Below are 25,943 nucleotides of genomic sequence, written 5' to 3'. Positions count from 1 at the left end.
CCGGTGATCGCGGGACGAGCCCGCTCCTACAGGGATCGTCATCTGCGGGAGCGGATCGCGCCTGTGCCATTCGTCTCAGGCGCCTGGCTCGTGCGCCAGACGTTTGAGCAACGCCTGCGCCGCTGCTTCGGACGAAGCGGGATTCTGGCCGGTAATCAGGTGGCCATCTTCGACCACGTAGTTCGCCCAATCAGCTGCCTTTGAGTACTCACCGCCGTTGTCCTTGAGCATATCCTCCACCAGAAACGGCACCACATCGGTCAACCCGACAGCTTCTTCCTCGCTGTTGGTAAAACCGGTGACGCGCTTGCCTTTCACAACCGGCTGGCCGTCCGCCGCCTTGACCTGCTTGAGCACGCCCGGCGCATGACAAACCGCAGCGATGGGTTTGTTCGAGGCGTACAGGGCTTCGAGCAAGGTGATCGAATCCGTGTCCTCGGCCAAGTCCCAAAGCGGCCCATGACCACCTGGATAGAACACGGCGTCGAAGTCGTAAGGGTCGATCTCTCCCAACGGAATTGTGTCGGCCAGGGCCATCTGCGCCTTTGTGTCTTGCTGGAAGCGGCGCGTGGCGTCGGTCTGGGCGTCGGGCTCGTCGCTCTTCGGGTCCAGCGGTGGTTGGCCGCCTTTGGGTGAAGCGAGGGTGATCTGTGCGCCTGCGTCGATGAACACGTAGTAAGGGGCGGCAAATTCCTCCAGCCAGAAGCCGGTTTTCTTGCCGGTTTTACCGAGCTGGTCGTGGGATGTCAGCACCATCAGGATCTTTTTCATACGGAACATGCCTCCGGGTCTTCATGGGCAGCGCGCCTTTCGCCCTGCGTTAGTGTGGGAGGCCCAGGACTGGCAGATGTTCCATCGGGTGATTTTCACAACGTTTCACAGGTACGCTATGGCCAGACGCAAGGCCCAGCGGACATGTGCTCGTTGGGTGGCTCCTTCGCGTTCGACGACACCGATCCGGCGTTACTGATAGCCCTGCTGCCCACCGTCGTGCATGTCAGGAGCTCGGTGCGCTTGTCGCAGTTGGTGCAGATGGTCAGCGAGGAGTCCGTGGAGCAGAAGCCAGGCAGCGAGTTCGCCTTGTCGCGCCTGGTCGAGTTGTTGCTGATCGAAGCCATGCGCCTGGTCGCGATCGAGAATGCCCCGGTCGAGTTGCTGCGGGGGCTGGCGGATGGGCGCCTGGCGCCGGTGCTGAATCAGTTGCACGCACGTATCGATCACCCTTGGAGTGTCGATCAGTTGGCGAGCATTGCCGCGCTCTCCCGCTCGGCGTTCTTCGAGCGCTTCACGCGAACGGTGGGCGTGGCGCCAATGGCGCATCTGCTGGCCTGGCGCATGGAGGTCGCCAAGCAGTTGCTCAGGGCCCGGCAGTTGTCTGTCGCCGAGATCGCCGAGCGGGTGGGCTACGGTTCGGCCAGCGCGTTCAGCGTGGCGTTCAGCAAGCATGCCGGACAATCGCCCAGCCGTTTCCGGTTGCCTGAACAGATCAGATAAGCGAGGTGGAAAGGGGCGAATGTGCACAAATATCGTGAAACTTCCTATTGTCGCGTAGGGTATTTCTTGGGATCACGTTTCCCTGGGTTGCGCTGTTGTGCAGGCCCGTCTGGCCTTCTAATCTGCCCGTGCCCGCCGCATTTCATCTTCACGCTTTCAGCTTACGGGCAGAGACTCACGCCGGGTTCGCGTGGGTCGGGCTACAGGCGTGCGGGGGAGATGCGGCGGGCACTTTTCAATCCAGCGCTGGAAGCGCTACCGATTCTCGATGGGGGACGCATGGATAACGACGATCAATCGAACAGGAACGCTGGCCTGAAAGTGGTCAGCGCAGTACCGCGCATCCGCCGCCCACCGCGGTTGGCCTGGGTGCAGGCGATACCCGGGCTGCCGCCAAAGGAAACGCTGATGGAGGTTTCGAGCATGCTGGGGTGCGTGACCGAACTCACCCATCGCGCCCTCAACACGCCGCGCGACGCCGAGCCCCTGATGCGTGCCATGTATTACCTGAGTGGCATGAGCAAGGCGATGATCGACGGGCAACTGGCGATCGTTCGCGGGGAGGTAGCGGTCGATAAAGGGAGTGACACCTAGGGGCTTTCGTCGCGAGCGCTATCAAACCCAGCATTGGATGCAGGGTGCATCGCAGAGGCCCGAGCTGGGAACTATCGCCCGCAGGCGTGATAGATTCCCGGGCTTTGTGTTACAGACCATGGACAGGCGAGTGAAATGAGCAATACCCCGCAACCTACTCCCCGTGCACATCGTGTGCGCCCGACCTTCGCCCAGGTATTTCGCAAGAATCTCAAGCGTGTGCTTGAGCACTGGACACCCTTCACCGTGACGCTGGTCTTCTTCGGGACCTTCCTCGGCAGCCTCAGCCTCTACATCTATACCCGCGCCATCGGTCGCGCCGACCTGTTCATGTCGGCGCTGGATTCCAAGTCGTCACTCGCCGCCTGGATGTTCGTGGTCGTCGCGGTGATGTTCTCCCACCTGATCATCCTGATGGGCTCGTCGTGGCTCTACGGCACGGCGGTATCGCTGTTCGGCAGGGTGCGCTGGCTCACCCGCCATGTCGCGCTGTGGCTGGTGATTCCGTTGGCGGTGGGCTACGCCGCCTTCATCGTCCTCGGCTTCTTCTACCACCGAATGCTTGGCTCCGGCGTTGCCGTGCTGTTGATCTCGGCAGCCACCTTGCTGGCGTTTGCCGCGCTGTTCTTCTCCCGGTCGTTCAGGTCGTTGTTCGTTCTTGCGGCGCCGAAGAACAAGGGCAAGGCCGATCGCTGGTTTCTCGGGATCTTTCTTTCGTTCACCCTGGTGTTCGCCGTCATCGCCAGTTCGTTGTCGATGCTGTTGATCATCGACACCTACGTCGGGCGGGATAACGAGGCGGCGGTGTCGTTCGTGGCAGGCTTTTCACTGTTCACGCTGCTGATGAGCCTGCTGCCTTCGATGTTGTACTTCGTGTTCAAAGGCGATATCTACCGCAAAGTCGCCGCAGGCATCGGCGGCGCCTTGCTGTTCTTCGTGATCTTTCTCACCACCGCCAAGGGCGCGATGTCGAGCATCACCTATTCGGTGGCCGGCAGCCTGGAAGTACGCCAGGGTTTCTCCCAGCGCTACGTGCTCGATCGCCAGGTGACACTGGCCGATATCGATCCGCTGCTCTGGCACAGCCGTCTGCGTCACGATGGCAAGGTACAGGTCAGGGCCTACCAGCTGTTCGCCTTCGGTGACCTGCTGTTGCTGTGTCCACACAGCCTGCTCGGGGCCAAGCTCCACCAACTGCCTGACTACACCCGCCTGTGTATCTTCACCCGCAGCAGTCAGGTGGAGCGCTTGCCGCCGCTGCTGTTGCCAATCGTGCAGCGTGAGCCGCAACGGGCGCAGTGGCAAGAGGCGGCGGACCGGCGAATGGGCTGGCAGCAAATACGTGGGCAAATGCTGCAGGACAAGCGCTAGGCATGCGGCCTTTATCGGCCTGTCGCCTGTTCACTCGTAGCTTCGCCAGTGCCCTGAGTCATCACCTCCAGCTGCGCAGGCTGGCTGGCGACGTTGCGGTTGGCCACCCCGAACGGCACATGAACCATCGGCAGGTTGCCCGCCGCCGAGCTCAGGTGGCTGCGCTGGTCATCGAAGAACATGTGCGGCTTGAGAATGGACAGCACGCGGCCCTTCTCCATCCCGCCCAGAAAGAACGATTCATCTGGCGAAACGCCCCAGTTTTTCAAGGTGGTCACCACGCGCTCATGGGACGGTGCGTTGCGCGCGGTAACGATGGCAATGCGCAGGATGCGCTTGTAGTCAGGGTCTTGCGCAAGCTTCTGGTCTTCCAGGGTCCGGATGTGCGAGAGCTTGCGGTACAGGTCTGCCAGCGGTCCCGGCTGATGCGGGATAGCCTTGCGGGCGAACTCGTGGGCCTGGAAGTCGTGGAGGTTGTTGTGCTGCTTGTAGACCGTCTCGGCTTCGTCGTCGGCGATCACGCCGTCGAAGTCGAAGGCTACGCGCAGTTCGGTGTCGATCTCGTCGTCGTAGATGCGTGTGGGCAGCACCAGGCCGGCCGGATAGTCGGCGTCGATGGCGCGCTGCACGTCTTCTTCGTTGGCGCTGAGAAACAGCGACGCGTTGAACGCCGGGATGTATTCGTAGGGCGAGCGGCCCGACATGAATGCCGCGCGGGTGATGTCCAGACCGTAATGCGTGATCGAGCGAAAGACCCGCAGCCCGGTTTCGGGCGAGTTGCGCGACAGCAGCACCACTTCCACCGGCAGTTGCCCGGGGAAGGCCTTGTTGATGCTCAGGAAACGGCGGATGAACGGGAAGGCCACGCCCCGGGGGAACGGATTGTCGAGGTTCGCTTCATGATGCTGGCGATAGGCTTCGACGCCTTCGCTTTGATAGATGTCGTCGGATTCAGCGAGGTCGAACAGCGCACTGGAGGCAACGCCGACGACAAGTTTCTGTTCGATGGGGTAGGGCATGGAGAAGTCCTGAACCGAGAGGTATCACCGAGACCTGGCGCGGTGCGGCCATGATTGTACTGCCAAGGAAGGATAGCCGTGATGCTCAGAGTGTTCGTCGGCACAAAGCGCTGGAAATCCCCGGCGTGCTGGCGCAAGTCCGCCACCCAAAGGTGCACGCGTGCGTCAAAATGAGATATAAAGCCCACAAAATTTTCCAGAAATCAATAAATTATGTGCACATAGCACATGAATGGATATCGCTATAGCCCAACTCCCAGCCTGATCATCGTCTACCCTGAATCCGGCCCAGTTATTGCTCCGCCAGCGCCAACCCCCTAACACTGGAACACTATAAAAATGAGCTCATCCGGCGAATTCCCCCTGATCGAAGCCCCCCAGCACGCCCGCAAAGGCCTGCTGCCGATTGCCATGGTCCTGTTCAGCTTCACCTTCTTCACCGGCACCATGTTCGCTGGCGGCAAGCTGGGCATGGCCTTCAATTTCGTCGACATGCTGTGGATCGCCACCATCGGCAACGCCTTGCTGGCGATCTATGCGGCAACGCTGGCTTTCATCGCCTCGCGCAGTGGCCTCAACACGGTGCTGATGGGGCGTTTCTGTTTTGGTGAGTCGGGCAGTCGGCTCTCCGATTTCCTGCTGGGCTTCGCGGAACTGGGCTGGTACGCCTGGGGCACGGCGACGGTGGCGATCGTGCTGGTCAAGCTGCTGGGGCTGTCCGAAGGCCTGACCATCCCCCTGATGGTGTTGTTCGGGCTGGGTTTCAGCATAACCGCGATCATTGGCTTCAAAGGGCTGGACTGGCTGTCGCGGCTGTCGGTACCGCTGATGTTCGTGCTGCTGGTGATTTCGATGGTCATCGCCACCCGCTATGTGGGTGGCTTCGAAGGGCTGATGGCCGTGGTGCCGCACGAGACGATGAGCTTCTCGGCAGCGGTGACCATGGTCTTCGGCACTTTCGCCAGCGGCGCGACCCAGGCCACCAATTGGACCCGCCTGTCGCGCAGTGGCCGGGTGGCGGTCACGGCCAGCGTGGTGGCGTTCCTGGTGGGCAACGGCCTGATGGTAGTGGCAGGCGCCTGGTGCGCGATGGTCTACCAGCAGGCCGACATCGTCGAAGTGATGATGCTGCAGGGCCTGTCGTTCGCGGCGGTGGTGATGCTGTGCCTGAACCTCTGGACCATTCAGGGCCCGACCATCTACAACGTGGCCGCGGCGACCTGCCACCTGGTGCGCAGCGAGCGTCGTCGTACTGCGACGCTGGTGGCGGCCGGCGTGGGCATCGTGCTGGCGATCGGTGGCATGTATGAATGGCTGATCCCGTTCCTGGTGCTGCTGGGCTCGATCATTCCGCCGGTCGGCGGGGTGATCATGGCCGACTTCTGGTACCGCCACCGTGGCAAGTACCCGACCCTGGCTTCGGTCAGCCTGCCACGCTACAACCGCGCCGGTCTGTTCGCCTACGCAGTGGGGGCGGTGCTGGCCTACAGTTCGCCGTGGGTCGCCCCGCTGGTGGGTATCGGTGCTTCGGCGCTGTGCTACATCGTCCTGCTTGAAGTCGGTGCGCGCGTGCGCCCCGTGGCACAGGCCAAGCCGTGAGCCTGGCACTCGATGAGTTGCTGGGGCTGCCCGGTCTCGAAGAGATGACCGTGCGAGCCGGTGCACGCAACCTGCAGCGGCGGGTGCGCTGGCCGTATGTGGCGGAGAACGAAGGCATTGCCGAATGGGTGATGGGGGGCGAGCTGGTGTTCGTCACCGGTATCAACCATCCGCGTGGCGAGGCCAACCTGCTGAGCCTGGTGGAGGATGGCGACGCTGTCGGTATTGCCGGCCTGGTGATCCTCACCGGCGGCAGCTTCATCCAGCATATTCCGGCGGCGGTGGTCGAGCGTGCCGAGCAACTGGGGCTGCCGCTGATCGAGCAGCCCTACGCCTTGAAGATGGTGGTGGTCACCCACCTGATCGGCACGGCGCTGGTGCAGATGGGGCAGGTGCGGCGCTCGCGTGACGACATCCTCGGCCAGCTGTTGACCGGCGACTACCCGAGCCTGGCCATTGCCCGCCAGCGGGCTGCACACCTGCAACTGGCGCTGGACGAGCCCCGCCGTGTGGTCGCGCTGCGACTCTCGGCAGTCGATGGCCTGTTCGAGCGGCATCGACCGGAGCAGGCCGAGCGCCTGTGGCAGAACACTCGTCAGGCGCTCGAAGAACAACTGGAGGCCTGGTGCCGCACGGTCGCCGGGGCGGTCATGGCGCAATTGCCGGGTGACCTCTTCGTGCTGCTGTTGGCCGACGCCCCAGATTTGCGCCCAGCGCTCGCAGCCTTGTATCGGCAGCTGTCCGAGGTGACCGGCGAGATGGCGCTGTTCATGGGCCTATCGTGCCTGGCCGAAGACTGCGCCCACTACCGCCAGGCCCTGGGAGAAGCGCGCCAGGCCCTCGAAGTGGCGCAGAACATGCGCCCGGCAACCGGCCTGTGCGATTTCAGCGAACTGGGTGTGTTGCGCCTGTTGCAGGGGATTACCGACCGTTCGCTGATCGACAACTTCGTTGCCCAGACCCTCGGCCCGCTGATCGAGACCGGGCGCAAGCATCCCTACGCTCTGGTGCACACCCTCGATGTGCTGCTCAAGGAAAACGGCAACGGCGCCCAGGCCGCGCAACGCCTGGGGGTGCACCGCAACACCATCATCCAGCGTATTCAACGCATCGAGCAGTTGAGCGGACAGTCGCTCGATGACACGCTTTTCCGCATGAACGCTTCCGTCGCGCTGCTGATCTGGCGCATGAGCGAAAGCCAAGGCAAGGAGTAACCCCATGAACATCATCAACGCCCGCCTGCGTGGCAAGACCGGCCTGTTCCGGATCGAGCTCGAGGGCGATCGCATTGCCGCCATCGAACCCCAGGATGCGGCCATCGCACTGGGCAACGCCGAGGACATCGACGCGGCGCAGAACCTGGTGATCCCGCCCTTCATCGAACCGCATATCCACCTCGATGCCACTCTGACTGCCGGCGAGCCGCGCTGGAACATGAGCGGCACGCTGTTCGAGGGGATCGAGTGCTGGGCCGAGCGCAAGGCCATTACCACCCACGAGGACATCAAGGCCCGTGCCAAGAAAACCATCGGCGCCTTGGTCGATCACGGCATCCAGCACGTGCGCACCCACGTCGATGTCACCGACCCGACGCTGGTCGCGCTCAAGGCGATGGTCGAGGTGCGTGAAGAGGTCCGCCACCTGGTCGACCTGCAGATCGTCGCCTTCCCTCAGGAGGGGATCGAATCGTACGCCAACGGTCGCGCCCTGATGACAGAAGCCGTCGCTCTGGGCGCCGATGTGGTCGGTGGCATCCCTCACTTCGAGAACACCCGTGACCAGGGCGTGTCGTCGGTGAAGTTCCTGATGGACCTGGCCGAACGTACCGGCTGCCTGGTGGACGTGCACTGCGACGAGACTGACGACCCGCAGTCGCGTTTCCTCGAAGTGCTGGCCGAAGAGGCGCGGGTGCGCAACATGGGCGAGCGCGTTACCGCCAGCCACACCGTGGCCATGGGCTCCTACGACAACGCCTACTGCTACAAGCTGTTCCGCCTGCTGAAGATGTCGGGTATCAACTTCGTGTCGTGCCCGACCGAGAGCATCCACCTGCAGGGGCGGTTCGACAGTTTCCCCAAACGTCGCGGCGTGACCCGGGTGGCAGAGCTCGATCGTGCAGGCATGAACGTGTGCTTCGGCCAGGACTCGATCGTCGATCCGTGGTACCCGCTGGGTAACGGCAACATCCTGCGCATTCTCGAAGCGGGCCTGCACATCTGCCACATGCTCGGCTATGAAGACTTGCAGCGGGCGCTGGACCTGATCACCGACAACAGCGCGCGTACCCTGAACCTGGGCGAGCGCTACGGCATTGAAGTGGGGCGCCCGGCGAATCTGCTGGTGCTGTCGGCGCCGGATGACTACGAGATGATTCGCAGCCAGGGCCATGCGCTGGTTTCGGTACGGGGCGGCAAGGTGTTGATGCGCCGTACCCCGGCACAGATCGAGCGATTCGCCTGAAGCGCTGCGTGGGGGCAACGGTTTGTTTGCCCCCACACATCACTGTTCACCCACCGCCTGCGGCAGGTGCCCGAGCGGCAGGCCAGTCTGCTCCTTCACCGTGGTGATCGCAAAGTTGCTGCGGATATCCGTCACCCCCGGCACCTTGAGCAGCGCCTCCATCAGGAACCGCTCATAGGCCCGCAGATCCGGCACCACCACCTGCAACAGAAAATCCGACTCCCCCGACACCAGGTGGCACGACACCACTTCGCTCAACGCCGAGACCGCCTGGCGAAAGGCGACAGACGATGCTTCGGTGTGCCGCTCCACCTTCACGCCAACGAATACTGTCAACCCCAGCCCCACGCCATCGCGGTCGATCTGTGCCTGATAGCCACGAATGATTCCGGCTTCCTCCAGCAGACGTACGCGGCGCAGGCAAGGGGAGGGCGACAGGCCGACTTCCTCGGCCAATTGCACGTTGGTCAGGCGTCCGTCGCGCTGCGTTGTTCTGCTCGTGTCGATGCTGGCGGTGACCATGCTCACCTATCTGGGCACCGGTGTGGTGACGTCGGCGATGCTGCCCAGGTTCGGCGTGGTGGTCCTGGACATGCTGACCCCACGGTACTGGGCGCGCGGGTCTACCTGGGTATCAGCGAGGCGGCGTTTCGCCGGCTGGTGCTGGGGCTGTTGACCTTGTCGGGGATAGCCATGCTGGTGGCGTCGGTGCCGGTGTTGCTGGGGCGCTGAACGCTTGCCTATGGGCGCTTTACTTGGCACGCTTGGCCCCGGTCTTCAACCGCACACGCCGCGATACAAGGAACCGCCAAGGTGAGTTGGGAAAAAGTCGGGAAAGCCCTTGCGGGCCTGATGGTCATCGTCGTCGCTGTCGTCGTGTTGTATGCGTCGCTCAAGGATGATCGAGGCCTGAAGGCCTATGTCGCCTACGAGGCCCTGACCTATCCCAGCCAGTTCAACGAGCGCATCGGCCAGGCCCGTGAGCAACTCAAGTACGAACGCCTGTTCGCCGGTGTCGAGGCGCTGGCCAAGGGGGCGTTGAGTCGTGACCAGGTCGAGGCCTTGGTGGCCCAGGCGCAGACGCCCTACATGCAGTTGTTCGCCAAGCCCTTCGAGGCGGGGCTGGTGGACCATCGCACCGGGCTGTTCATCACCTTGCGCAACACCCGCGACACGCCGCTCAAGCAAGTGCATATCCGCCTGCCGGCCAAAGGCCTGGTACAGGTGCGCGATGACGCCGGGGACGACAGCATTCCCGAGAACGCCACCAACATCATCGAAATCCCGTCCATCGAGGCCGGCGGGGTGTGCCGGGTGTGGGTGTACTTCGATGCCGACTTCCCGCAGATCACCCAGGGCGGCATTAGCATCGTGCATGCCGAGGGCCCGGCGGATATCCAGGTGATACGCCAGGTCAGCGGTTTCCAGGCGCTGATGGCCCGTTATGGGCAAGTGCTGATCGGCCTTGTAGTGGCGCTGGGCACCCTGGTGCTGGGGCTGACCTGGGTCATCCTGCGTCAGCGCCGTCGTTTGCGCCGGCTGCGCAACTGCTGATATCGGGGAGTGCCTCGTCCACCAGTTCGATCCAGTGCCGCACCGGCGTTCGCCCGGCACTGTCGAGGTGGGACTGACAACCGATGTTGGCGGTGACGATCACCTCGGGATTACCGCTTTCCAGCGCATTCAGGCGGTTGTCGCGCAGCTGCTGCGCCAATGCGGGTTGGGTCAGTGAATAGGTGCCCGCCGAGCCGCAGCACAGATGGCCGTCGGGCACCGGGGTCAGGTTGAACCCCAGGCGTTCGAGCACTCCCTCCACGGCTCCCCCGAGCTTCTGTGCATGCTGCAACGTGCATGGGCAATGGACGGCCAGACGCTGCTCGGCTTTGATATCCAGGTGCTCCAGCGGCGCATCGCGCAACACCTCCACCAGGTCGCATGCCAGTGCGCTGACCCGCGCGGCCTTGGCAGCGTAGGCCGGGTCCGTCGCCAGCAGGTGCCTGTAGTCGCGCACGAAGGCGCCGCAGCCGCTGGCGGTCTGAACGATCGCTTCTGCGCCGTTCTCGAGGGCCGGCCACCAGGCGTCGATGTTACGCCGAGCGCGGTCAAGGCCGACGGCCTGCGCGTCGAGGTGGTAGTCCACGGCGCCACAACATCCCGCTTCACGGGCTGCGATCACCGAAATCCCCAGGCGATCCAGCACCCGCGCGGCTGCCGCGTTGGTGTTGGGCGACAGTGCCGGTTGCACGCACCCTTCGAGCATCAGCACCCGACGTGCATGTTGTACGACGGGACGTGGTTTGGGGGCACGCGCCTGGCGCGGCAGCTTGGCCTGCATCGGCTTGGGCAACAGTGGCCGAAAAGCCCTGGCTGTGCGGGTCAGGGCCTTGAACAACGCAGGCCTTGGGACGAACAGGCGCAATCCTTGGCGTGCCAGACGCTCGCCCAGAGACCGCTGCACCTGCGCGTCGACCACGGCACGACCGATGTCCAGAAGGTTGTGATAGTCCACCCCGGAAGGGCAGGTGGTTTCGCAGTTGCGGCAGCTCAGGCAACGGTCCAGGTGGGTCTGGGTGCTGGCTGTGGCCGGTTGGCCCTCGAGTAGCAGCTTGATCTGGTAGATGCGCCCACGCGGCCCGTCCAGCTCATCGCCCAGCAACTGATAGGTCGGACAGGTGGCAGTGCAGAAGCCACAGTGCACGCAACTGCGCAGGATACGCTCGGCCTCATCGGCCCGTGGCAGGCGCTTGGCCTGTTCGCTCAGGTTGGTCTGCATGTTTGGCCCTCACAGGTCGGCATACAGGCGACCTGGGTTGAAGATACCGCTCGGGTCGAGCTGCTGCTTGAGGTTGCGCTGGTAACGTAGCAGTGGCTCGGCCAGCGGATGAAAGCTGGCGCTGTGGCAGGCATGCAGGGTGGCATGGCCGCCGAGGTGCGCGACCGCCTCACGGATTAACGCAGGCGAAGCGGCGGACTTCAGCCAACGCTGGGCGCCGCCCCAGTCGAGCAACTGTCGGCCGGGCAGGCTGAGCGATGGGCTGTTGTGCGGCAGCGACAGGCGCCACAAGGGCTCGTCACCGGCAAAGAAGGCCAGGCGCTGTTCGCGCAGGTCGTGCCAATAGCGGTTATCCAGCAGCGTACCGCCCAGGCGCTCGGCGGCAGAGGCCACGGAGCCTTCACCGCCCTCCAGGCGCAGGTGCAGGACTTCGCCGTCATGGCAGGCAGCCGTGATCGGCAGGGCTTGCTGACCCCAGGCCGCCAGCTCATCCAGGGCTTGCCGAAGGCCCATCGTCAGGCACAGGCTCTGGCAGCTGCGCGGTCGCGGCAGGACTTTCAGCGATACCTCGGTCAATACCCCCAGGCAGCCGAAACTGCCGGCCAGCAGGCGCGACAGGTCGTAGCCCGCGACGTTCTTCATCACCTCGCCGCCAAAGCGCAGCAGCTTGCCGTGCCCGGTGATGACGCGGGTGCCCAGCACATGGTCGCGTACCGAGCCCGCCCAAGGCCGGCGCGGCCCTGCCAGCCCGGCGGCGACCATACCGCCCAGTGTGGCGCCGTCGCCCAGGTGCGGTGGTTCGAAGGGCAGCATTTGCCCGGCGCTGTGCAGTGCAGCCTCGATCTCGCGCAGCGGCGTGCCCGCGCGTGCCGTGATCACCAGCTCGGTGGGGTCGTAGCTGACGATGCCGCGATGGCTGCGGGTGTCGAGGGGCCGGCCGTTGACCGGGCGCCCGAGCATCGCCTTGCTGTCGCTGCCCTGGATGCGCAGTGGCGTGCAGTCGACCAGTGCCTGGCGCACCTGCTCCAGCAGGGCCGAGCTGTCGTCGTGATCCTGATCCATCAGAAACGCTCCAGGTCGGGGAAGGGCAACTGGCCGTGGTGCACATGCATCGCGCCGAATTCGGCGCAGCGCTGCAGTGTCGGGATGTTCTTGCCAGGATTGAGCAAACCCAGCGGATCGAAGGCGTGCTTGACCGCATGGAACAGCGTCAGCTCGTCGGCGTTGAATTGCGCGCACATCTGGTTGATCTTCTCGCGCCCGACGCCGTGCTCGCCGGTGATGCTGCCACCCACTGCCACGCACAGCTCCAGGATCTTGCCGCCGAGGGCCTCGGCACGCTCCAGCTCGCCGGGCTGGTTGGCGTCGAACAGGATCAAGGGGTGCATGTTGCCGTCGCCGGCATGGAACACGTTGGCCACGCGCAGGCCGTACTCGCGCGACAGCTCGCCGATGCCGTGCAGCACCCCCGGCAGCGCCCGGCGCGGAATAGTGCCGTCCATGCAGTAGTAGTCGGGGGAAATGCGCCCGACCGCAGGAAAGGCGTTCTTGCGCCCGGCCCAGAAGCGCACGCGCTCAGCCTCGTCGCGCGCCAGGCGCACCTCGCTGGCGCCGGCTGCCTTGAGCACGGCCTCGACGCGCAGGCAGTCGTCCTGCACGTCAGCCTCCACGCCGTCGAGTTCGCACAGCAAGATGGCGGCGGCCTCGACCGGGTAGCCTGCGTGGATGAAGTCTTCGGCGGCCTGTAGCGACAGGTTGTCCATCATCTCCAGGCCCGCGGGAATGATGCCTGCGCCGATGATGTCGGCCACCGCACGACCGGCCTTTTCCACGCTGTCGAAACTGGCCAGCAATACCCGCGCCACCTGTGGCTTGGGCAACAGTTTGACGGTGACCTCGGTGACGATGCCCAGCAAGCCTTCGGAGCCGGTGAACAGCGCCAGCAGGTCGAACCCTGGGGCATCCAGGGCATCGCTGCCCAGCGTCAGGTATTCGCCCTCGATGGTGAGGATTTCGACCTTGAGCAGGTTGTGCACGGTCAGGCCGTACTTCAGGCAATGCACGCCCCCGGCGTTTTCCGCGACATTGCCGCCGATCGAGCAGGCGATCTGCGAGGACGGGTCTGGGGCGTAGTACAGCCCGTGCGGTGCTGCGGCCTGGGAGATGGCCAGGTTGCGCACGCCAGGCTGAACCCGGGCGAAGCGGCCTGCGGGATTGATCTCAAGGATGCGGTTGAAGCGTGCCATCACCAGCAGGATGCCCTGTTCCAGCGGCAGGGCGCCGCCCGAAAGGCCGGTCCCGGCGCCCCGGGCCACCACCGGCACCTGGTGCGCGTGGCAGATCTTCAGCAGCGCCTGGACCTGTTCCAGGCGTTGGGGCAGCACCACCAGCAGTGGCACCACGCGGTAGGCGCTGAGGCCGTCGCACTCGTAGGGGCGCAGGTCTTGTGCGGAGTGCAGGATGTCGAGGTCGGGCAGGGCACTGCGCAGGGTGTCCAGCAGCGCGGCCTTGTCGACCGTGGGCAGGGCGCCGTCCAGGCGCTCGTCGTACAGGATGTTCATGGGGCGGACTACCAGGCACTTGTCGTTGTTGTGCGGGGAAGGATAGCTACCCCTCGGCCTGGTGCACCCTTCAGTGGGCGTTCTGTGTGAGGCGAATGATCTGCCGGGCCAGATACGCACCGGTCAGGATCACCCCGAACAGGCGCAGTGTCTGCATCGCCAGCACCATGCCGACATCGGCGTGGGTTTCCACCGCGATGATCGCCATCGCATCCAGGCCGCCGGGGCTGGTGGCCAGGTACATGGACAGGAAGTCGGTGCCGGCGACCCGCGCCAACAGCCAGGCACAGCCTGCGCAGAGCAGGATCAGCACCACGGCGCCGGCGATCATGGTCGGCAGACGCTTCCACACATAGCGCACGGTCTGGCGGTCGAAGCGCAGGCCGATGTAGCAGCCGATGGCACCGTAGGCGATGGCCAGCACTTCGCTGGGCAGGCTGACGTGCAGCAGGCCCGTCAGTTGCAGCACTGCGCCAAGCATCAGCGGCATCAGCAGGGCACCGGCGGGCATCTTCGCGCCGACGGCTACGCCCACCAGCACCACGCCCAGGCCGAGCAGCAGGTTGCCCAGTTGCACGCTGTCGGCGGCCACCGGCACCTGGGCCACGTCGCTGGCAACACTGGTGGCGCCGAGCAGATGGCTGACCAGCGAGCCGATCATCACCACGCACACCACGCGCACGTATTGCATGGTCGCCACCACGCGCCCATCGGCGCCGTTGTCCTCGGCCATCGACACCATCGCCGAGGCCGCGCCGGGTGCGGTGCCCCAGGCCGCCGTGCTGCCGGGGATGTCGCCGAAGCGCACGGTACCCAGGCCGACCAGCGCGCTGAGCGCGACGGTGGCGAAGGTGGCGAACAGCATCAGTGGCCAGGCGTCGGCCAGCGAGGCGAGCACCGGCCAGGTCACCGAGTGGGCCACCAGCAGCCCGACACAGCCTTGGCCGAAACGGAACACCTGGCGATGCAGGCTTAGTTGCGCGCCGGATACACCGAAGACGATGGCCACCAGCATGGGGCCGAGAAACAGCCCGGCCGGCACGGTGAGGGCGTGCAGGATCTGCCCGGCGGCGCCGGCACAAAGGATCAGCGCGAGCCATTGCAGGATCAGGGTTGGGGACGGGTTCTTTGCTGCTTGGGGGGGTAGGGCGGGGGGCAAGTCGATCTCCCTTTACGGCGAGAGCCAGAGATGGCTGACAGAGAAAATTATCGACCTGTGGATTGATCAAGTCTATTTTCTACTTTCTATGAATCCATAACTGAAATTCATCGATCATGGACCTACGTGACCTGACCTATTTCGCCACCATCGCCGAACTCGGCCACCTGGGGCGCGCCGCACAGCAACTCAACCGCAGCCAGCCGGCGCTGAGCAAAAGCATCCAGCGCCTTGAAGAGTCCCTGGGCGCGCGGCTGTTCCAGCGCGACGGAAGGCGCATCAAGCTGACCGATGCCGGCGCTTTGTTGCTGGCGCGTGGCAAGCAGTTGCAGGTGAGCATCGCCGAGACCGAGCGTGAAGTACGCGACTTCGCCAGCGGCCTGGTGGGCAATATCCGCCTGGGCTGCGCGGCGAGCATGGCCGAGCACCTGCTGCCGCAACTGACCGCTTCGCTACTGGAGCGGGCGCCGGAGCTGACCTTGAAGCTGTCGATCGGCCAGGACGACATGCTCAAGGACTCGCTGCGCTCAGGCCGGCTGGACGCGATCATCTGCGGCCTGATCGTCGACGATCCGCAGTTCCGTTCCTACCCCATCCTGCAGGACGAAGCGGTGGTGGTGGCCAGCGCCGATCATCCGGTGTTCTCGGGTGAGGTGCAGTTGAAGGACCTGTGCACCTACCGCTGGGTGCTGGCGGCACCGACGGTGACGGCGCGGCGCTGGATCGACAATGTGTTCAGCAGCCATCAGTTGCCGCTGCCCGAGGTGCAGATCGAGACCAACTCGATTTCGCTGCTGCCCCGGCTGATCGCCAAGACCCGCCTGCTGAGCTTTGCCGCGCGCGAGACGCTGGAGCACGGGCTGGGCATGGCATGGTTGCGCGAAGTGCCGCTGGAGGCCACCACCATGCGCCGCACGGTTGGGGTGACTGTACGTGCCGAAGGGTATCTGCCGCCGGCGGCGGGGGCGATGGTGGAATTGCTGAGAAATGCCGGAGATGGGTTCTTTCGCGGGGATTGATGGCTGACAGTGCGCCGCAACTCGAGACTTGCGGGGGCTTTTGTGGGCGCGGCGGTTCGGCGCCCCGACTTGCCCGCGATGGGCCGCACTGCGGCCCTGGCGATCTCAGCCTTGAACGTGCTGCTCGACCCCATCCAGCAAGGATTCGACCAGCGCCTTGCAGGCATCGAGCCCATGATCATTGCTCAGCAGCAGATCCCGACAGATGCCGGTGGCCAGTTCCATGGCGGTCTGGTTTGCCGCTGAAGCGCCTTTGAGCAGGGTGGACAAGTGCACCAGCGCGTCTTCGGCCGCGACACCGGCACAGACCGCAAACAGTGCACGATGGCTACCGTCGCAGCTACCGAAATGCGCAGGCGCGGTGGTGGGTGTAGGGGGATCGGGCAAGCCTTTCGTCATTGTGTCGCTCCTTGATTCAATGGAGTCGCCACCGTTCGCTACCAAACGAAAGGGTGGCGGCTGTACGCAGGTTGGTAGACCGGGAATCAAGGAAACCGGCGCGCACGAAGGCGCCCTGCGCACAGCCACCGTCGAACGCAACAGCAGGTACAAAAACCAACTGAAAGTTAGAGCGGGCGCTTGTGCGCCTTGATTGATCGCGGGCTACCAAACCCGACTGCTGGACTTACAGCAGCGCGCAGAGGTTACCGGTCCGAGGGAAGCGTTTCAAGGCGGGGCCATCTCCAGATACATTTCAGGGTGCTCACTCACATGGGCAACAACCGATCCTGGATCACTTCCTTCATCACCAGCGTCGAGCTCAGCCGTTTCACATTGGGAATGCTGGTCAGCACCTCGTCATACAGCTTCTGGAACGCCGGCAGGTCCTTGGCCACCACATGCAGCAGGTAGTCCGGGTCGCCGAACAGGCGCTGTGCCTCGACGATCTGCGGCACCTCGGTCACCGCGGCCTCGAAGTCGGCCACTGGCTGGCGGGTCACCTCGCGCAAGGTGACGAACACCAGCGCCGCAAAGTTCAGGCCCACCGCCGACGGCGCCAGGCGTGCGTGGTAACCGAGGATCGCCCCAGACGCTTCCAGCGCCTTGAGCCGGCGATGGCAGGGTGAAAGGCTCAGGCCGACACGATCGGCCAGCTCGGTGACCGACAGGCGACCGTCTTTTTGCAGTTCGGCAAGGATTTTTCGATCAGTGCGATCCACGGGGGAGAATCTTCCAAGGTGTTCAAGATTGTCAGCAATATACGGAAGATAATCCCCGGGCGGAATCCGTAATCTTCCTTTCAACCAGACCCCTGAAAGGAACACCCGAAATGACCCTCAGTGTATTGGCCGCGTTCTGGGCCGTGTCGTTGCTGTTCGTCATCACCCCCGGCGCCGACTGGGCTTACGCGATCTCGGCAGGCATGCGCGGGCGTTGGGTGATGCCGGCGGTGGCCGGAATGCTGTCGGGGCATTTCATGGCCACCCTGGTGGTGGCGGCCGGGGTCGGCAGCCTGATTGCCGGGCACCCACTGGCGCTGATGCTGCTGACACTCGCCGGTTGCCTGTACCTGCTCTGGCTGGGCGGCAACCTGTTGCTCAAGCCGGCGGCGCCACAGGCGGGGCTGGAGCTGGCAGGGGAGACCGGTTCGCGCTGGGCGCTGCGCGGGTTCTGCGTGAGCGGGCTCAACCCGAAGGTGTTCCTGCTGTTCCTGGCCTTGTTGCCGCAATTCACCGACCCGACCTCAAGCTGGCCGTTGCCGCTGCAGATCCTCCTGTTGGGCCTGGTGCACCTGTGCAGTTCGCTGGTGATCTACCTGATGGTGGGCTACGGCGCCAAGGCTGTGCTGGGCACACGGCCGCAGGCAGCGAAGATCGTCGGGCGGGTCTCCGGCGCGGTGATGATCGCGATTGCGCTGGGCTTGATGCTCGGGCAGCTTGGTTGAGCGCAGCACCTTGCACTGACGGGCGTTCCAAGGTCGGCCCCACTGCGGATACACTCTGCGCTCTCTCCGCACGCCAAGGATGCGCCCGATGCCCGAGTCCTCCCACCTGCTGGCCTTTGCCCTGATCGCACTGGGCATGGTCCTGACCCCCGGACCGAACATGGTCTACCTGATTTCCCGTTCGATCTGCCAGGGGCGGGTTGCCGGGCTGATTTCCCTGGGCGGTGTCGCCCTGGGCTTCGTGTTCTACATGCTCTGCGCGGCGCTCGGTATCACTGCGTTGGTGATGGCCGTGCCCTATGCCTATGACGCATTGCGCATCGGCGGCGCGCTGTACTTGCTGTACCTGGCCTGGCAGGCGCTCAAGCCCGGAGGACGCTCGCCGTTCCAGGTCCGCGACCTGCCGGCCGACAGCCCGCGGCGGTTGTTCATGATGGGCTTTCTGACCAACCTGCTGAACCCCAAGATCGCGGTCATGTACCTGTCGCTGATGCCGCAGTTCATCGAGCCGGGCCACGGCAGCGTGCTGCTGCAATCGCTGGTTCTGGGCTCCACGCAGATCATCATCAGCGTCACGGTCAATGCGATCATCGCCCTGATGGCCGGTTCCATCGCCGTGTTTCTTGCTGGGCGCCCGCTGTGGCAACAGGCACAGCGCTGGTTGATGGGCACGGTATTGGCCGCGCTGGCGGTGCGCATGCTGGCTGAAGGGCGTCGCTGAACGCGCTGATGCACAGGCGGATGGAACATCTGCGCCGCGCGGGTTTCATATCCTCAGATACTCAATACAGTGCCTGGAAACACTGATGGTCTGCATGACATGAAATCACTACAGGACCGTGATACCGAACACGCTCGGCGCCCGGAGCCCGGCTTTCTGATCAACGGCGGCACGGTCGGCTCGCTGCTGCAGAGCCTGGAATGGACCGAATCGCCGCTTGGCGCCCCAGGCAGCTGGTCAACCGGCCTGCAGACGCTGATGGCCACCATCCTCCCGGCCAAGGCTCAGATCGTGCTGTTCTGGGGGCCCGAGTACGTGGCGCTCTACAACGATGCCTACGCCCCGACCATCGGTGCCAAGCACCCGCGTGCACTGGGGCGGCCGGCCCGCGAGCACTGGAGCGAATTGTGGGACGACCTCGAACCGTTGCTGCGCAATGTGCGTGAAACCGGCGAGACCTTCTCGGCGCGCGACCGGCCGTTCTACATCGAGCGCCGGGGCCTGGGCGAGACCGCCTATTTCGATGTCTCCTATTCGGCGGTACGCGAGGCCGATGGTAGCGTGGGTGGGGTGCTGTGCATCGTCACCGAGACCACCGAGCGCGTGCAGTTCGAGCGGCGTCAGTCGTTCCTGCTGGCGTTGGGCCGAGCGCTGCCGGAGATGGACGAACCCGAGGCGATCGAGACCTATGCCACGCGCCTGCTTGGTGAGGAGCTGGGCGCCTCCCGGGTGTTCTTCGCCGAGGACCTGGGCGATGACGAACGCTATGTCGTCGCCCGTGACTGGGTCGATGGGGTGCCGTCGCAAACGGGGGAGCACTTCTGGCGCCAACATGTCGGCTTGTTGCGTGAGCAATTGCAGGCGGGTCATGAGGTGCATGGCGACTACCCGGCTGGCGCCTCCAGGGACCTGTGCGCCAGCCTGAAGGTGCCGCTGCTGCGCGGCGGCGTGCTCGAGGCCATGCTGTGCGTCTACTTCAATCGCCCCCATGTATTCGCCGACGATGAGTGCCGGCTGGTGGAAGAGGCGGCCAAGCAGACCTGGTCGGCGATCATCCACGCCCGCGCCGAGCGGGCATTGCGCGCCAGCTCCGCACACCTGGAGGCCACGCTGGCCGAACTGATGACGCTCAATGCCACGCTGGAGGAACGGGTTGCCAGCATGCTGGCCGAGCGTGAGTCCGATCTCATGCAACTGCATGAGGCGCGCAAGATGGAGGCCGTTGGTCAACTGACCGGCGGCATTGCCCATGATTTCAACAACATGCTCACCCCGATCATCGCCTCGCTGGAGCTGATCGCCCGACGCCCGGACGACGCGGCGCGTTCGACGCGTCTGATCGAAGGCGCGCTGCAGGCGGCGGAGCGGGCACGCAGCCTGGTCGGCCGCCTGCTCAGCTTCGCTCGGCGCCAGACGCTCAAGCCCCAGCCTGTTTCCCTCGCGGCACGGGTCGGTGACATGCACGAATTGATCACGCGTTCGCTGGGGCCGACCATCGAGGTGCAGGTCGATATCGACCCGGCGCTGCCGGCGGCCGTCGTGGACCCGCATCAACTGGAGCTGGCGCTGCTCAACCTGGTGATCAACGCGCACGATGCGATGCCGGACGGTGGCAGGCTGAGGATCAGTGCGGGGCTGGACACCGCGCGGGCAGGTCGGCCGGCGGGGCCGGAGCGAGGGGCGATGGTGCGGCTGGAGGTGGCCGATAACGGCTGCGGCATGAGCGATGAGGTGCTGGCACGCTGCTGCGAGCCCTTCTATTCCACCAAGGGCACGTGCAAGGGCACCGGGCTTGGCCTGCCGATGGTGCAGGGGCTTGCGATGCAGTCTGGCGGCGGATTCGCCATTCGTTCGCAGCCGGGGCAAGGCACGACAGCGACACTGTGGCTGCCGATTACCGATGCCGATACGTTGTGTCGGGATGAAACTGCGGATGAAGTGTCCAGGCCGACGCGCCCGGTCAGGGTACTGCTGGTGGACGATGAAGCCATCGTGCTTCAGGCCACGGCAATGCAGTTGCGTGACCTGGGGTATGAAGTGAAAGCGGTCATGAGCGCGGCCGAGGCCGAGCAGGTGCTGGAGCAGGGGTTTGCCGTGGAAGTGCTGGTGACCGACCAGATGATGCCCGAGCGTACCGGCGCCGAGTTCGCCCAGGGGCTGCGGCGGCGTATGCCAGGGCTGCCGGTGTTGATCATCACCGGCTTTGCCAACCTTACGCCCAGTGAGCTCTGTGGTTTCGAGGTGTTGCGCAAGCCGTTCCGGCAGGCGGAGCTGGCGCAGAGCCTGGCGCGGTTACTGCCGCTGGTTTGCGCGCAAGCCGAGCGCTGACGCTGGTTTTGCTGAGCGTGGGCATTTTTTGTGGGGGCGGCGGTTCGGCGCCCCGACTTGCCCGCGAATACGGGCGCAGCCCGTGCCATACAAAGCGGTGCCCTTTTCGCGGGCAAGCCCGCTCCTACAGATCCAGCTCTCACAGATCCAACGGACAGGGTGCAAGGCCGTTACAGGTGTTGTGTCAGCACTTTGTCCAGCAACTGGCACACCTGCTCGGCCGAATATGGCTTGGCCAGGAAGGCGAAGCCCTGGTGGCCGCCTTCGGCAATGGCATCACTGTAGCCGGAGGTGAGGATCACCGGCAGTTGCGGCCTGGTGCGGCGCAGTTCCCGGGCCAGAGCCAGGCCTCCCATGCCGGGCATTACCACGTCGGAAAACACCACATCGAAGCCCCGTGGTGTCATGTGCAACTGCGCCAGTGCATCCTCGGCACTGGTCGCCCAGCTGATCTGGTAGCCATGGTCCTTGAGAATCTGCGCGGTAAAGCTGCCGACGTCGCGGTTATCCTCCACCACCAGGATGCGCCGTGGCCGGCTGTCGATCGATGCGTTTGCCGCGCTGGCGAGGCTTTGTTCAGCTTCCGGTGTCGGGACCTGAGGCAGGTACAGGGTGAAGGTGGTGCCCTGGCCTGGCACGCTGGTGACCTGCACATCGCCGCCGGACTGCTTGACGAAGCCGAACACCTGCGAAAGGCCCAGGCCCGTGCCGTGGCCCGAGGGCTTGGTGGTGAAGAATGGGTCGAAGATGCGCTCCAGCAGTTCGTGGGCGATCCCGACGCCGCTGTCGATCACCGAGATCGCCGCGAACACGCCCGGCTGCCCCGCTTGCCCACGTTGCCCCGGCATCACCTGGTCAGGCTGCAGGTGCAGGCGCAGCGTGCCTTCGCCGCTCATGGCGTCGCGGCCGTTGATCATCAGGTTGATCACCGCCGTTTCCAACTGGCCGAGGTCGGCGCGGATATGGCAGGGCGTGTCGGGCAGCTCAAGTTTGACCTGGATCCGTGCGCCGGTAGCGGTGTCGAGCATTTCGGCCATCGCCGCCAACTGCGGCCCGACTTCGAACACTTGCGGGCTCAGGGCCTGGCGCCGCGCGAAAGCGAGCAGTTGGCCAGTGAGCTTGGCGCCGCGATCGACGGTGTCTGAGACGGTCTTGAGGTAGCGCTGGCGGCGGCTGTCGTCGAGGTCCGGGCGCTGCAGGAAATGCAGCGACGAGCGGATGATGGTCAGCAGGTTGTTGAAGTCGTGGGCGACGCCCCCGGTGAGCTGGCCGATGGCTTCGAGCTTCTGGGCCTGACGCAGCACGGCCTCGGTGTGCAGCAACTGTGCGGTACGTTCTTCGACACGCTGCTCAAGGGTAACGTTGAGCGACTCGAGCGCCTGCACCGCTTCGTGTACTTCGGCGTGTGCCTGAACCCGCTGGATGTGCGCCCAACTGCGTTCGGTGACTTCGCTGATCAGCGCCTGTTCGTAGCCGGTCCAGACACGCGGCTGCTTGTCATGGATGGCCATCAACGCCGTCAGGCGCCCATCCTTGATCAGCGGCATGCAGATGGTCGCCGTGATGCCGATGGCCTGGAAGGTCGCGGCCTCCTGCGGTTCGAGCTCGCTTAGGTTGTCGTTGATCACCAGCGTCAGCCCCGCGCGCAGGCGCTGCACGGCGAGGCGGCCGAAGTCGGCGAGATGGTACTGGCCGAGCAGGCGTGGCGAGCCGGGCGTGACCCAGTCGCCGCAGATGGTGAAGCCGTCCTGATCGGGCTCCATCACGGCGTAGGCGCAGCTCGACAGACGCAGGTGTTCGCCCAGCTTGCGGGTGGTGATGGCCAGGATCCGGTCCGGGTCGGTGGCGTTGGCCACGGCGCGGCCGAGGTCGTCGAGGAAGTTCAGGCGGTGGTTGGCGACCACGCTGGCCGTGGTTTCGGTGACAGTGTCGAGCATGCCGACGATCTGGCCGTCCTGGTCGCGGATCGGGCTGTAGCAGAACGTGAAGTAGGCACGCTCCGGCCCGTTGTGGCGGTCGATGACCAGCGGGAAGTCTTCGATGTATACCGCCTCGCCGCCCAGGGCGCGGCGGGCCATGGCGCCGATATCGTTCCAGGCTTCATGCCAGACGTGGCTGAAGGGCCGACCGAGGGCTGGGGGCTTGCCGCCGAGGATTTCGCTGAAGGCGTCGTTGTGCAGGGTGATCAGGTCATTGCCCCACAGCACTGCTTGCGGGAAGCGCGAGGCCAGGCACAAGGCCACGGTAGTCTTGAGCACGTCGGGCCAGGCATCCAGTGGGCCCAGGGGCGTTTTTGCCCAGTCGTGATTGCGGATGCGTTCGGCCATGAGCCCGCCGCCTTCCAGCCATTTCGCCATGAGGTTTGCCGCTTCGTTTGCATGGAAGGGATAGGTTGCACCGAGAATGTCGGGCTGGCGAGAAATTTGTGGGGTTGTTTGGGTGCCGGGCCGTTGCGCGATAGGCGCGGGCCTGCTCAGCGCATGAAGTGCACTTTGCCGGTGTCGTCATTGCCCATGTAGATGCCATACACCCCGGCCTGGCGTTCGAGGATGTAGCGTTCGAGGATCTGGCGGATCGCCGGGTAGTAGATTGCGTCCCAGGGAATGTCCTCGGGCGCGAAGAAACGATAATCGAGGGTCTCGGCGCCGAACTGGCCCGTCTCTTCGCTGGCGATGGCGCGGAAGATGATGTACACCTCGCTGATCTGCGGCACGCTGAAGATCGAGTAGGGCGAGACGATGTCGGCGCGTACGCCGGTTTCTTCCCAGACTTCGCGCAGCGCCGCTTGCTCGGTGGTTTCGCCGGCCTCCATGAAGCCTGCAGGCAGGGTCCAGGTCCCGGGGCGTGGCGGGATGGCACGTTGGCACAGCAGGTACTTGCCGTCGCGTTCGATGATGCAGCCGGCGATGATCTTCGGATTGATGTAGTGGATATAGCCGCAGGCGGGGCAGTGCAGGCGCTCGTGGGTGTCGCCGCTGGGAACGCCCCGGTCCAGTGCCGTGGTGCAGTGCGGGCAGTAGCGCGGGGCGTTGGGCATGATCGGTGGCCTGTGTGGGGGTTAAATGCGTGGATCCTTCAGCGCCAGGGGCTCGACCATGTCGCGGACCTTGGCATTGTCGTCCTGCTTCTGGCGCAGGTAGTCCAGCGCGACCTTGGCGGCGGCGCGTACATGGTCGACCGACGCCTGGTGAGCGGCCAGCGGATCGCCGCTCTTGATGGCCTCGACCATCTTCTCCATTTCACGGTTGCTGGCGCCGCGGCGGTTTTCCTGCGAGACCGAGGTGGCGCGCAGATAGCTGATACGGGCCTGCAACTGACGCAGCTGGGTGGCGGCGACGTGGTTGCCGGAGCCTTCGAGCAGCACATCGTAGAAGCCCTGTACCGAATCGAGCACCTGCTGCAGTTCGCCTTCCTCCAGCGCTTCGCGGTTCACGTCCAGGGCGCGCTCCAGGGCGCGGATGTCCTTGGCTTTGGCGTTGAGGGTGAACAGCTGGACGATCAGGCCTTCGAGCACGCAGCGCAGCTCGTAGATGTCGCGGGCGTCTTCCAGGGTGATGATGGCCACGCGCGGGCCCTTGGCGTCGGCGAACTCCACCAGGCCCTCGGACTCGAGGTGGCGCAGGGCTTCACGCACCGAGGTGCGGCTGACGCCGAGACGGTCGCACAGGTCGCGCTCGACCAGGCGGTCGCCCGGCAGCAGGTGGAAGTTCATGATCGCCCCGCGCAGCTTGTCGAGCACGATTTCGCGGAGCGTGACGGGGTTGCGGTTGACCTTGAAGCTGTCGTCGAGTGGCTGGCGTTTCATCAGGTGCGCTCTTTATGAGGCTGTTGCGCCAACGTCGGAGTGCCCCGAACCCAGGCGCTCCTTGCAGTGGTTCGAACAGCCCGCTGTTAACGGGTTGGCTCCGCATCGGCTTCGGCGAACGCTTCGCGGGCCAGGCGGAAGCTGTCCACCGCCGCGGGCACGCCGCAATAAATGCCGACCTGGAGCAGGATTTCGCGAATCTGTTCACGGCTCAGGCCATTGCGCAAGGCGCCGCGGATATGCAGCTTGAGCTCGTGGGGCCGGTTGAGGGCGGAAATCATCGCCAAGTTTATCATGCTGCGCTCTTTGAGCGATAAGCCGTCGCGGCCCCAGACATGGCCCCAGCAATACTCGGTGACCAGCTCCTGGAGTGGCTTGGTGAAGTCGTCGGCGTTCTGGATGGAGCGGTTGACGTAGTCCTCGCCCAATACCTGGGTGCGGATCTGCAGGCCCTTCTCGTACTTTTCATTGCTCATTGCAGTGCTCCGAATGAAAACAGGGGCCGCAACCGAGGGTGAGACGATTAGCGCGGCCCCAAGAAACAGGGTCATCGGCGTGGGCTTCTTCGCGGGTAAACCCGCTTCTACAGGGATCGCACAAATTCTGAACCCTGTGCAGTCCCTGTGGGAGCGGGTTTACCCGCGAAGCAGCCCGCGCGGTCTATCAGCCCAGCGAGGGCAGGGCACCCAGCTTGCCCTTGTGATAGACCATCGGCGTCACCGGCTCGGCCGGCAGCACCAGGTTTTTCACCGCACCGACGATGATCGCGTGATCGCCGCCGTCGTACTCGCGCCACAACTCGCACTCGATGATCGCCGTGGCCTTGGCCAGCAGCGGGTTGCCCAGCTCGCTCAGGTGCCAGTCGATGCCTTTGGCCTTGTCCTTGCCTTTACCTGCAAAGGCGTAGGCCTCGGCGGTCTGGTCGGCCGACAGCAGGTGAATGGCGAACTGCTTGCTGTCGCGCAGTATCGGGTAGGTGTCGGAGGCGTAGTTGGGGCAGAACAGCACCAGCGCCGGCTCGATCGACAGCGCGCTGAAGGCGCTGGCGGTGATGCCGACGATGCCGCCATCGCCATCGAGCGTGGTGACCACGGTCACGCCGGATGGGAAGGAGCCCATCACGTCTTTGTAGATGCCAGGTTCGATCATCTCGTG

General features: G+C 64.6%; 25 protein-coding genes. 11 read left to right on the top strand and 14 right to left on the bottom strand.

The window, feature by feature from the left end:
• Nucleotides 1-75: 75 nt before the first annotated feature.
• Nucleotides 76-771, bottom strand: a complete 696-nt coding sequence (locus tag HU748_RS14385; protein ID WP_186720783.1) for a type 1 glutamine amidotransferase domain-containing protein — start codon at nucleotides 769-771, stop codon at nucleotides 76-78.
• Between HU748_RS14385 and HU748_RS14380 the strand changes: the two genes are divergently transcribed.
• The 3 genes from HU748_RS14380 (at nucleotide 739) to HU748_RS14370 (ending at nucleotide 3,459) form a co-directional block, all read left to right on the top strand.
• Nucleotides 739-1,494: an AraC family transcriptional regulator gene (locus tag HU748_RS14380; protein ID WP_346655471.1), complete on the top strand. Its 756-nt coding sequence runs from the start codon at nucleotides 739-741 to the stop codon at nucleotides 1,492-1,494. The genes HU748_RS14385 and HU748_RS14380 overlap by 33 nt on opposite strands.
• A gap of 279 nt (nucleotides 1,495-1,773) precedes the next feature.
• Nucleotides 1,774-2,088: a DUF3077 domain-containing protein gene (locus tag HU748_RS14375; RefSeq protein WP_186669119.1), complete on the top strand. Its 315-nt coding sequence runs from the start codon at nucleotides 1,774-1,776 to the stop codon at nucleotides 2,086-2,088.
• 135 nt (nucleotides 2,089-2,223) lie between these two features.
• Complete coding sequence (locus HU748_RS14370) at nucleotides 2,224-3,459, top strand: hypothetical protein (RefSeq protein WP_186720780.1); 1,236 nt, start codon at nucleotides 2,224-2,226, stop codon at nucleotides 3,457-3,459.
• A gap of 11 nt (nucleotides 3,460-3,470) precedes the next feature.
• Here the strand turns inward: HU748_RS14370 and HU748_RS14365 are convergent, their stop codons facing one another.
• Entirely contained in the window at nucleotides 3,471-4,478 is a 1,008-nt protein-coding gene (locus HU748_RS14365; protein ID WP_186720778.1) for a 5'-nucleotidase, read from the bottom strand.
• 339 nt (nucleotides 4,479-4,817) lie between these two features.
• Here HU748_RS14365 and codB point away from each other — a divergent pair, with 339 nt between their 5' ends.
• Genes codB through codA form a run of 3 tightly spaced genes read left to right on the top strand, consistent with a single transcriptional unit; the run spans nucleotide 4,818 to nucleotide 8,537 of the window.
• A complete protein-coding gene (gene codB / locus HU748_RS14360; protein ID WP_186720777.1) occupies nucleotides 4,818-6,077 on the top strand; it encodes a cytosine permease in 1,260 nt (419 codons plus the stop codon).
• Complete coding sequence (locus tag HU748_RS14355; protein ID WP_186669127.1) at nucleotides 6,074-7,291, top strand: PucR family transcriptional regulator; 1,218 nt, start codon at nucleotides 6,074-6,076, stop codon at nucleotides 7,289-7,291. Before codB ends, HU748_RS14355 begins: the two co-directional genes overlap by 4 nt.
• A 4-nt stretch (nucleotides 7,292-7,295) precedes the next feature.
• Nucleotides 7,296-8,537 (top strand): cytosine deaminase, encoded by a 1,242-nt coding sequence (gene codA, locus HU748_RS14350; protein WP_186720776.1) that lies wholly within the window; start codon nucleotides 7,296-7,298, stop codon nucleotides 8,535-8,537.
• Between the two features lie 39 nt (nucleotides 8,538-8,576).
• Here the strand turns inward: codA and HU748_RS14345 are convergent, their stop codons facing one another.
• The gene (locus tag HU748_RS14345) at nucleotides 8,577-9,059 is read right to left on the bottom strand and encodes an Lrp/AsnC family transcriptional regulator (protein ID WP_186721003.1); all 483 of its coding nucleotides are present in this window, start codon (nucleotides 9,057-9,059) and stop codon (nucleotides 8,577-8,579) included.
• A 291-nt stretch (nucleotides 9,060-9,350) separates the two neighbouring features.
• Between HU748_RS14345 and HU748_RS14340 the strand changes: the two genes are divergently transcribed.
• On the top strand, nucleotides 9,351-10,091 hold the full coding sequence (locus HU748_RS14340; protein WP_186720775.1) for a hypothetical protein: 741 nt from the start codon (nucleotides 9,351-9,353) through the stop codon (nucleotides 10,089-10,091).
• Here the strand turns inward: HU748_RS14340 and glcF are convergent.
• The 4 genes from glcF to HU748_RS14320 form a co-directional block, all read right to left on the bottom strand.
• Nucleotides 10,045-11,310, bottom strand: coding sequence for a glycolate oxidase subunit GlcF (gene glcF / locus HU748_RS14335; RefSeq protein ID WP_186720774.1), 1,266 nt, complete (start codon nucleotides 11,308-11,310; stop codon nucleotides 10,045-10,047). The genes HU748_RS14340 and glcF overlap by 47 nt on opposite strands.
• A gap of 9 nt (nucleotides 11,311-11,319) precedes the next feature.
• Entirely contained in the window at nucleotides 11,320-12,372 is a 1,053-nt protein-coding gene (gene glcE, locus HU748_RS14330; protein WP_186720773.1) for a glycolate oxidase subunit GlcE, read from the bottom strand.
• A complete protein-coding gene (gene glcD / locus HU748_RS14325) occupies nucleotides 12,372-13,871 on the bottom strand; it encodes a glycolate oxidase subunit GlcD (protein WP_186669134.1) in 1,500 nt (499 codons plus the stop codon). Before glcD ends, glcE begins: the two co-directional genes overlap by 1 nt.
• Before the next feature lie 70 nt (nucleotides 13,872-13,941).
• The gene (locus tag HU748_RS14320) at nucleotides 13,942-15,030 is read right to left on the bottom strand and encodes an AbrB family transcriptional regulator (protein WP_238343360.1); all 1,089 of its coding nucleotides are present in this window, start codon (nucleotides 15,028-15,030) and stop codon (nucleotides 13,942-13,944) included.
• Between the two features lie 116 nt (nucleotides 15,031-15,146).
• On the opposite strand from HU748_RS14320, the gene HU748_RS14315 reads away from it, so the two are divergent.
• Nucleotides 15,147-16,049: a LysR substrate-binding domain-containing protein gene (locus HU748_RS14315; protein ID WP_186669135.1), complete on the top strand. Its 903-nt coding sequence runs from the start codon at nucleotides 15,147-15,149 to the stop codon at nucleotides 16,047-16,049.
• Nucleotides 16,050-16,154: 105 nt separating this feature from the next.
• On the opposite strand, the gene HU748_RS14310 is transcribed toward HU748_RS14315, so the two are convergent.
• Nucleotides 16,155-16,448 carry a DUF3077 domain-containing protein gene (locus tag HU748_RS14310; protein WP_238343359.1) on the bottom strand — a complete coding sequence of 98 codons (294 nt, stop codon included), beginning with the start codon at nucleotides 16,446-16,448 and terminating at the stop codon, nucleotides 16,155-16,157.
• A gap of 308 nt (nucleotides 16,449-16,756) precedes the next feature.
• Nucleotides 16,757-17,209 (bottom strand): Lrp/AsnC family transcriptional regulator, encoded by a 453-nt coding sequence (locus tag HU748_RS14305; RefSeq protein ID WP_186711385.1) that lies wholly within the window; start codon nucleotides 17,207-17,209, stop codon nucleotides 16,757-16,759.
• Between the two features lie 110 nt (nucleotides 17,210-17,319).
• Here HU748_RS14305 and HU748_RS14300 point away from each other — a divergent pair, with 110 nt between their 5' ends.
• The 3 genes from HU748_RS14300 to HU748_RS14290 all read left to right on the top strand — a co-directional run bounded on the left by HU748_RS14300 (nucleotide 17,320) and on the right by HU748_RS14290 (nucleotide 20,983).
• Nucleotides 17,320-17,934 (top strand): LysE family translocator, encoded by a 615-nt coding sequence (locus HU748_RS14300; protein ID WP_186669137.1) that lies wholly within the window; start codon nucleotides 17,320-17,322, stop codon nucleotides 17,932-17,934.
• A gap of 88 nt (nucleotides 17,935-18,022) precedes the next feature.
• Nucleotides 18,023-18,655 carry a LysE family translocator gene (locus tag HU748_RS14295; RefSeq protein ID WP_186669138.1) on the top strand — a complete coding sequence of 211 codons (633 nt, stop codon included), beginning with the start codon at nucleotides 18,023-18,025 and terminating at the stop codon, nucleotides 18,653-18,655.
• Nucleotides 18,656-18,754: 99 nt separating this feature from the next.
• Nucleotides 18,755-20,983, top strand: coding sequence for an ATP-binding protein (locus HU748_RS14290; RefSeq protein ID WP_186669139.1), 2,229 nt, complete (start codon nucleotides 18,755-18,757; stop codon nucleotides 20,981-20,983).
• Nucleotides 20,984-21,153: 170 nt separating this feature from the next.
• On the opposite strand, the gene HU748_RS14285 is transcribed toward HU748_RS14290, so the two are convergent.
• The 5 genes from HU748_RS14285 to HU748_RS14265 all read right to left on the bottom strand — a co-directional run bounded on the left by HU748_RS14285 (nucleotide 21,154) and on the right by HU748_RS14265 (nucleotide 25,937).
• The gene (locus HU748_RS14285) at nucleotides 21,154-23,340 is read right to left on the bottom strand and encodes an ATP-binding protein (RefSeq protein ID WP_186711507.1); all 2,187 of its coding nucleotides are present in this window, start codon (nucleotides 23,338-23,340) and stop codon (nucleotides 21,154-21,156) included.
• Between the two features lie 116 nt (nucleotides 23,341-23,456).
• Nucleotides 23,457-24,020, bottom strand: coding sequence for an NUDIX hydrolase (locus tag HU748_RS14280; RefSeq protein ID WP_186669141.1), 564 nt, complete (start codon nucleotides 24,018-24,020; stop codon nucleotides 23,457-23,459).
• A gap of 21 nt (nucleotides 24,021-24,041) precedes the next feature.
• The gene (locus HU748_RS14275; RefSeq protein WP_054892021.1) at nucleotides 24,042-24,788 is read right to left on the bottom strand and encodes a GntR family transcriptional regulator; all 747 of its coding nucleotides are present in this window, start codon (nucleotides 24,786-24,788) and stop codon (nucleotides 24,042-24,044) included.
• An 86-nt stretch (nucleotides 24,789-24,874) separates the two neighbouring features.
• Nucleotides 24,875-25,264 carry a carboxymuconolactone decarboxylase family protein gene (locus tag HU748_RS14270; RefSeq protein ID WP_054892020.1) on the bottom strand — a complete coding sequence of 130 codons (390 nt, stop codon included), beginning with the start codon at nucleotides 25,262-25,264 and terminating at the stop codon, nucleotides 24,875-24,877.
• A gap of 187 nt (nucleotides 25,265-25,451) precedes the next feature.
• The gene (locus tag HU748_RS14265) at nucleotides 25,452-25,937 is read right to left on the bottom strand and encodes a flavin reductase family protein (RefSeq protein ID WP_065862551.1); all 486 of its coding nucleotides are present in this window, start codon (nucleotides 25,935-25,937) and stop codon (nucleotides 25,452-25,454) included.
• Between the last annotated feature and the right edge of the window lie 6 nt (nucleotides 25,938-25,943).

This window comes from Pseudomonas sp. RW3S2 (assembly GCF_014268955.1).
Lineage (GTDB): Bacteria > Pseudomonadota > Gammaproteobacteria > Pseudomonadales > Pseudomonadaceae > Aquipseudomonas > Aquipseudomonas wayambapalatensis.
Note: the sequence above shows the minus strand (reverse complement) of the source record. Positions and strands in the feature narration are given on the sequence as shown.

Excerpts from the sequence above, each read along its gene's own strand:
- HU748_RS14385 (WP_186720783.1), bottom strand. The coding sequence starts at position 771 with ATGAAAAAGATCCTGATGGTGCTGACATCCCACGACCAGCTCGGTAAA.
- HU748_RS14375 (WP_186669119.1), top strand. The coding sequence starts at position 1,774 with ATGGATAACGACGATCAATCGAACAGGAACGCTGGCCTGAAAGTGGTC.
- HU748_RS14370 (WP_186720780.1), top strand. The coding sequence starts at position 2,224 with ATGAGCAATACCCCGCAACCTACTCCCCGTGCACATCGTGTGCGCCCG.
- HU748_RS14365 (WP_186720778.1), bottom strand. The coding sequence starts at position 4,478 with ATGCCCTACCCCATCGAACAGAAACTTGTCGTCGGCGTTGCCTCCAGT.
- codB (WP_186720777.1), top strand. The coding sequence starts at position 4,818 with ATGAGCTCATCCGGCGAATTCCCCCTGATCGAAGCCCCCCAGCACGCC.
- codA (WP_186720776.1), top strand. The coding sequence starts at position 7,296 with ATGAACATCATCAACGCCCGCCTGCGTGGCAAGACCGGCCTGTTCCGG.
- HU748_RS14345 (WP_186721003.1), bottom strand. The coding sequence starts at position 9,059 with ATGGTCACCGCCAGCATCGACACGAGCAGAACAACGCAGCGCGACGGA.
- glcF (WP_186720774.1), bottom strand. The coding sequence starts at position 11,310 with ATGCAGACCAACCTGAGCGAACAGGCCAAGCGCCTGCCACGGGCCGAT.
- glcE (WP_186720773.1), bottom strand. The coding sequence starts at position 12,372 with ATGGATCAGGATCACGACGACAGCTCGGCCCTGCTGGAGCAGGTGCGC.
- glcD (WP_186669134.1), bottom strand. The coding sequence starts at position 13,871 with ATGAACATCCTGTACGACGAGCGCCTGGACGGCGCCCTGCCCACGGTC.
- HU748_RS14315 (WP_186669135.1), top strand. The coding sequence starts at position 15,147 with ATGGACCTACGTGACCTGACCTATTTCGCCACCATCGCCGAACTCGGC.
- HU748_RS14310 (WP_238343359.1), bottom strand. The coding sequence starts at position 16,448 with ATGACGAAAGGCTTGCCCGATCCCCCTACACCCACCACCGCGCCTGCG.
- HU748_RS14300 (WP_186669137.1), top strand. The coding sequence starts at position 17,320 with ATGACCCTCAGTGTATTGGCCGCGTTCTGGGCCGTGTCGTTGCTGTTC.
- HU748_RS14295 (WP_186669138.1), top strand. The coding sequence starts at position 18,023 with ATGCCCGAGTCCTCCCACCTGCTGGCCTTTGCCCTGATCGCACTGGGC.
- HU748_RS14290 (WP_186669139.1), top strand. The coding sequence starts at position 18,755 with ATGAAATCACTACAGGACCGTGATACCGAACACGCTCGGCGCCCGGAG.
- HU748_RS14285 (WP_186711507.1), bottom strand. The coding sequence starts at position 23,340 with ATGGCGAAATGGCTGGAAGGCGGCGGGCTCATGGCCGAACGCATCCGC.
- HU748_RS14280 (WP_186669141.1), bottom strand. The coding sequence starts at position 24,020 with ATGCCCAACGCCCCGCGCTACTGCCCGCACTGCACCACGGCACTGGAC.
- HU748_RS14275 (WP_054892021.1), bottom strand. The coding sequence starts at position 24,788 with ATGAAACGCCAGCCACTCGACGACAGCTTCAAGGTCAACCGCAACCCC.
- HU748_RS14270 (WP_054892020.1), bottom strand. The coding sequence starts at position 25,264 with ATGAGCAATGAAAAGTACGAGAAGGGCCTGCAGATCCGCACCCAGGTA.
- HU748_RS14265 (WP_065862551.1), bottom strand. The coding sequence starts at position 25,937 with ATGATCGAACCTGGCATCTACAAAGACGTGATGGGCTCCTTCCCATCC.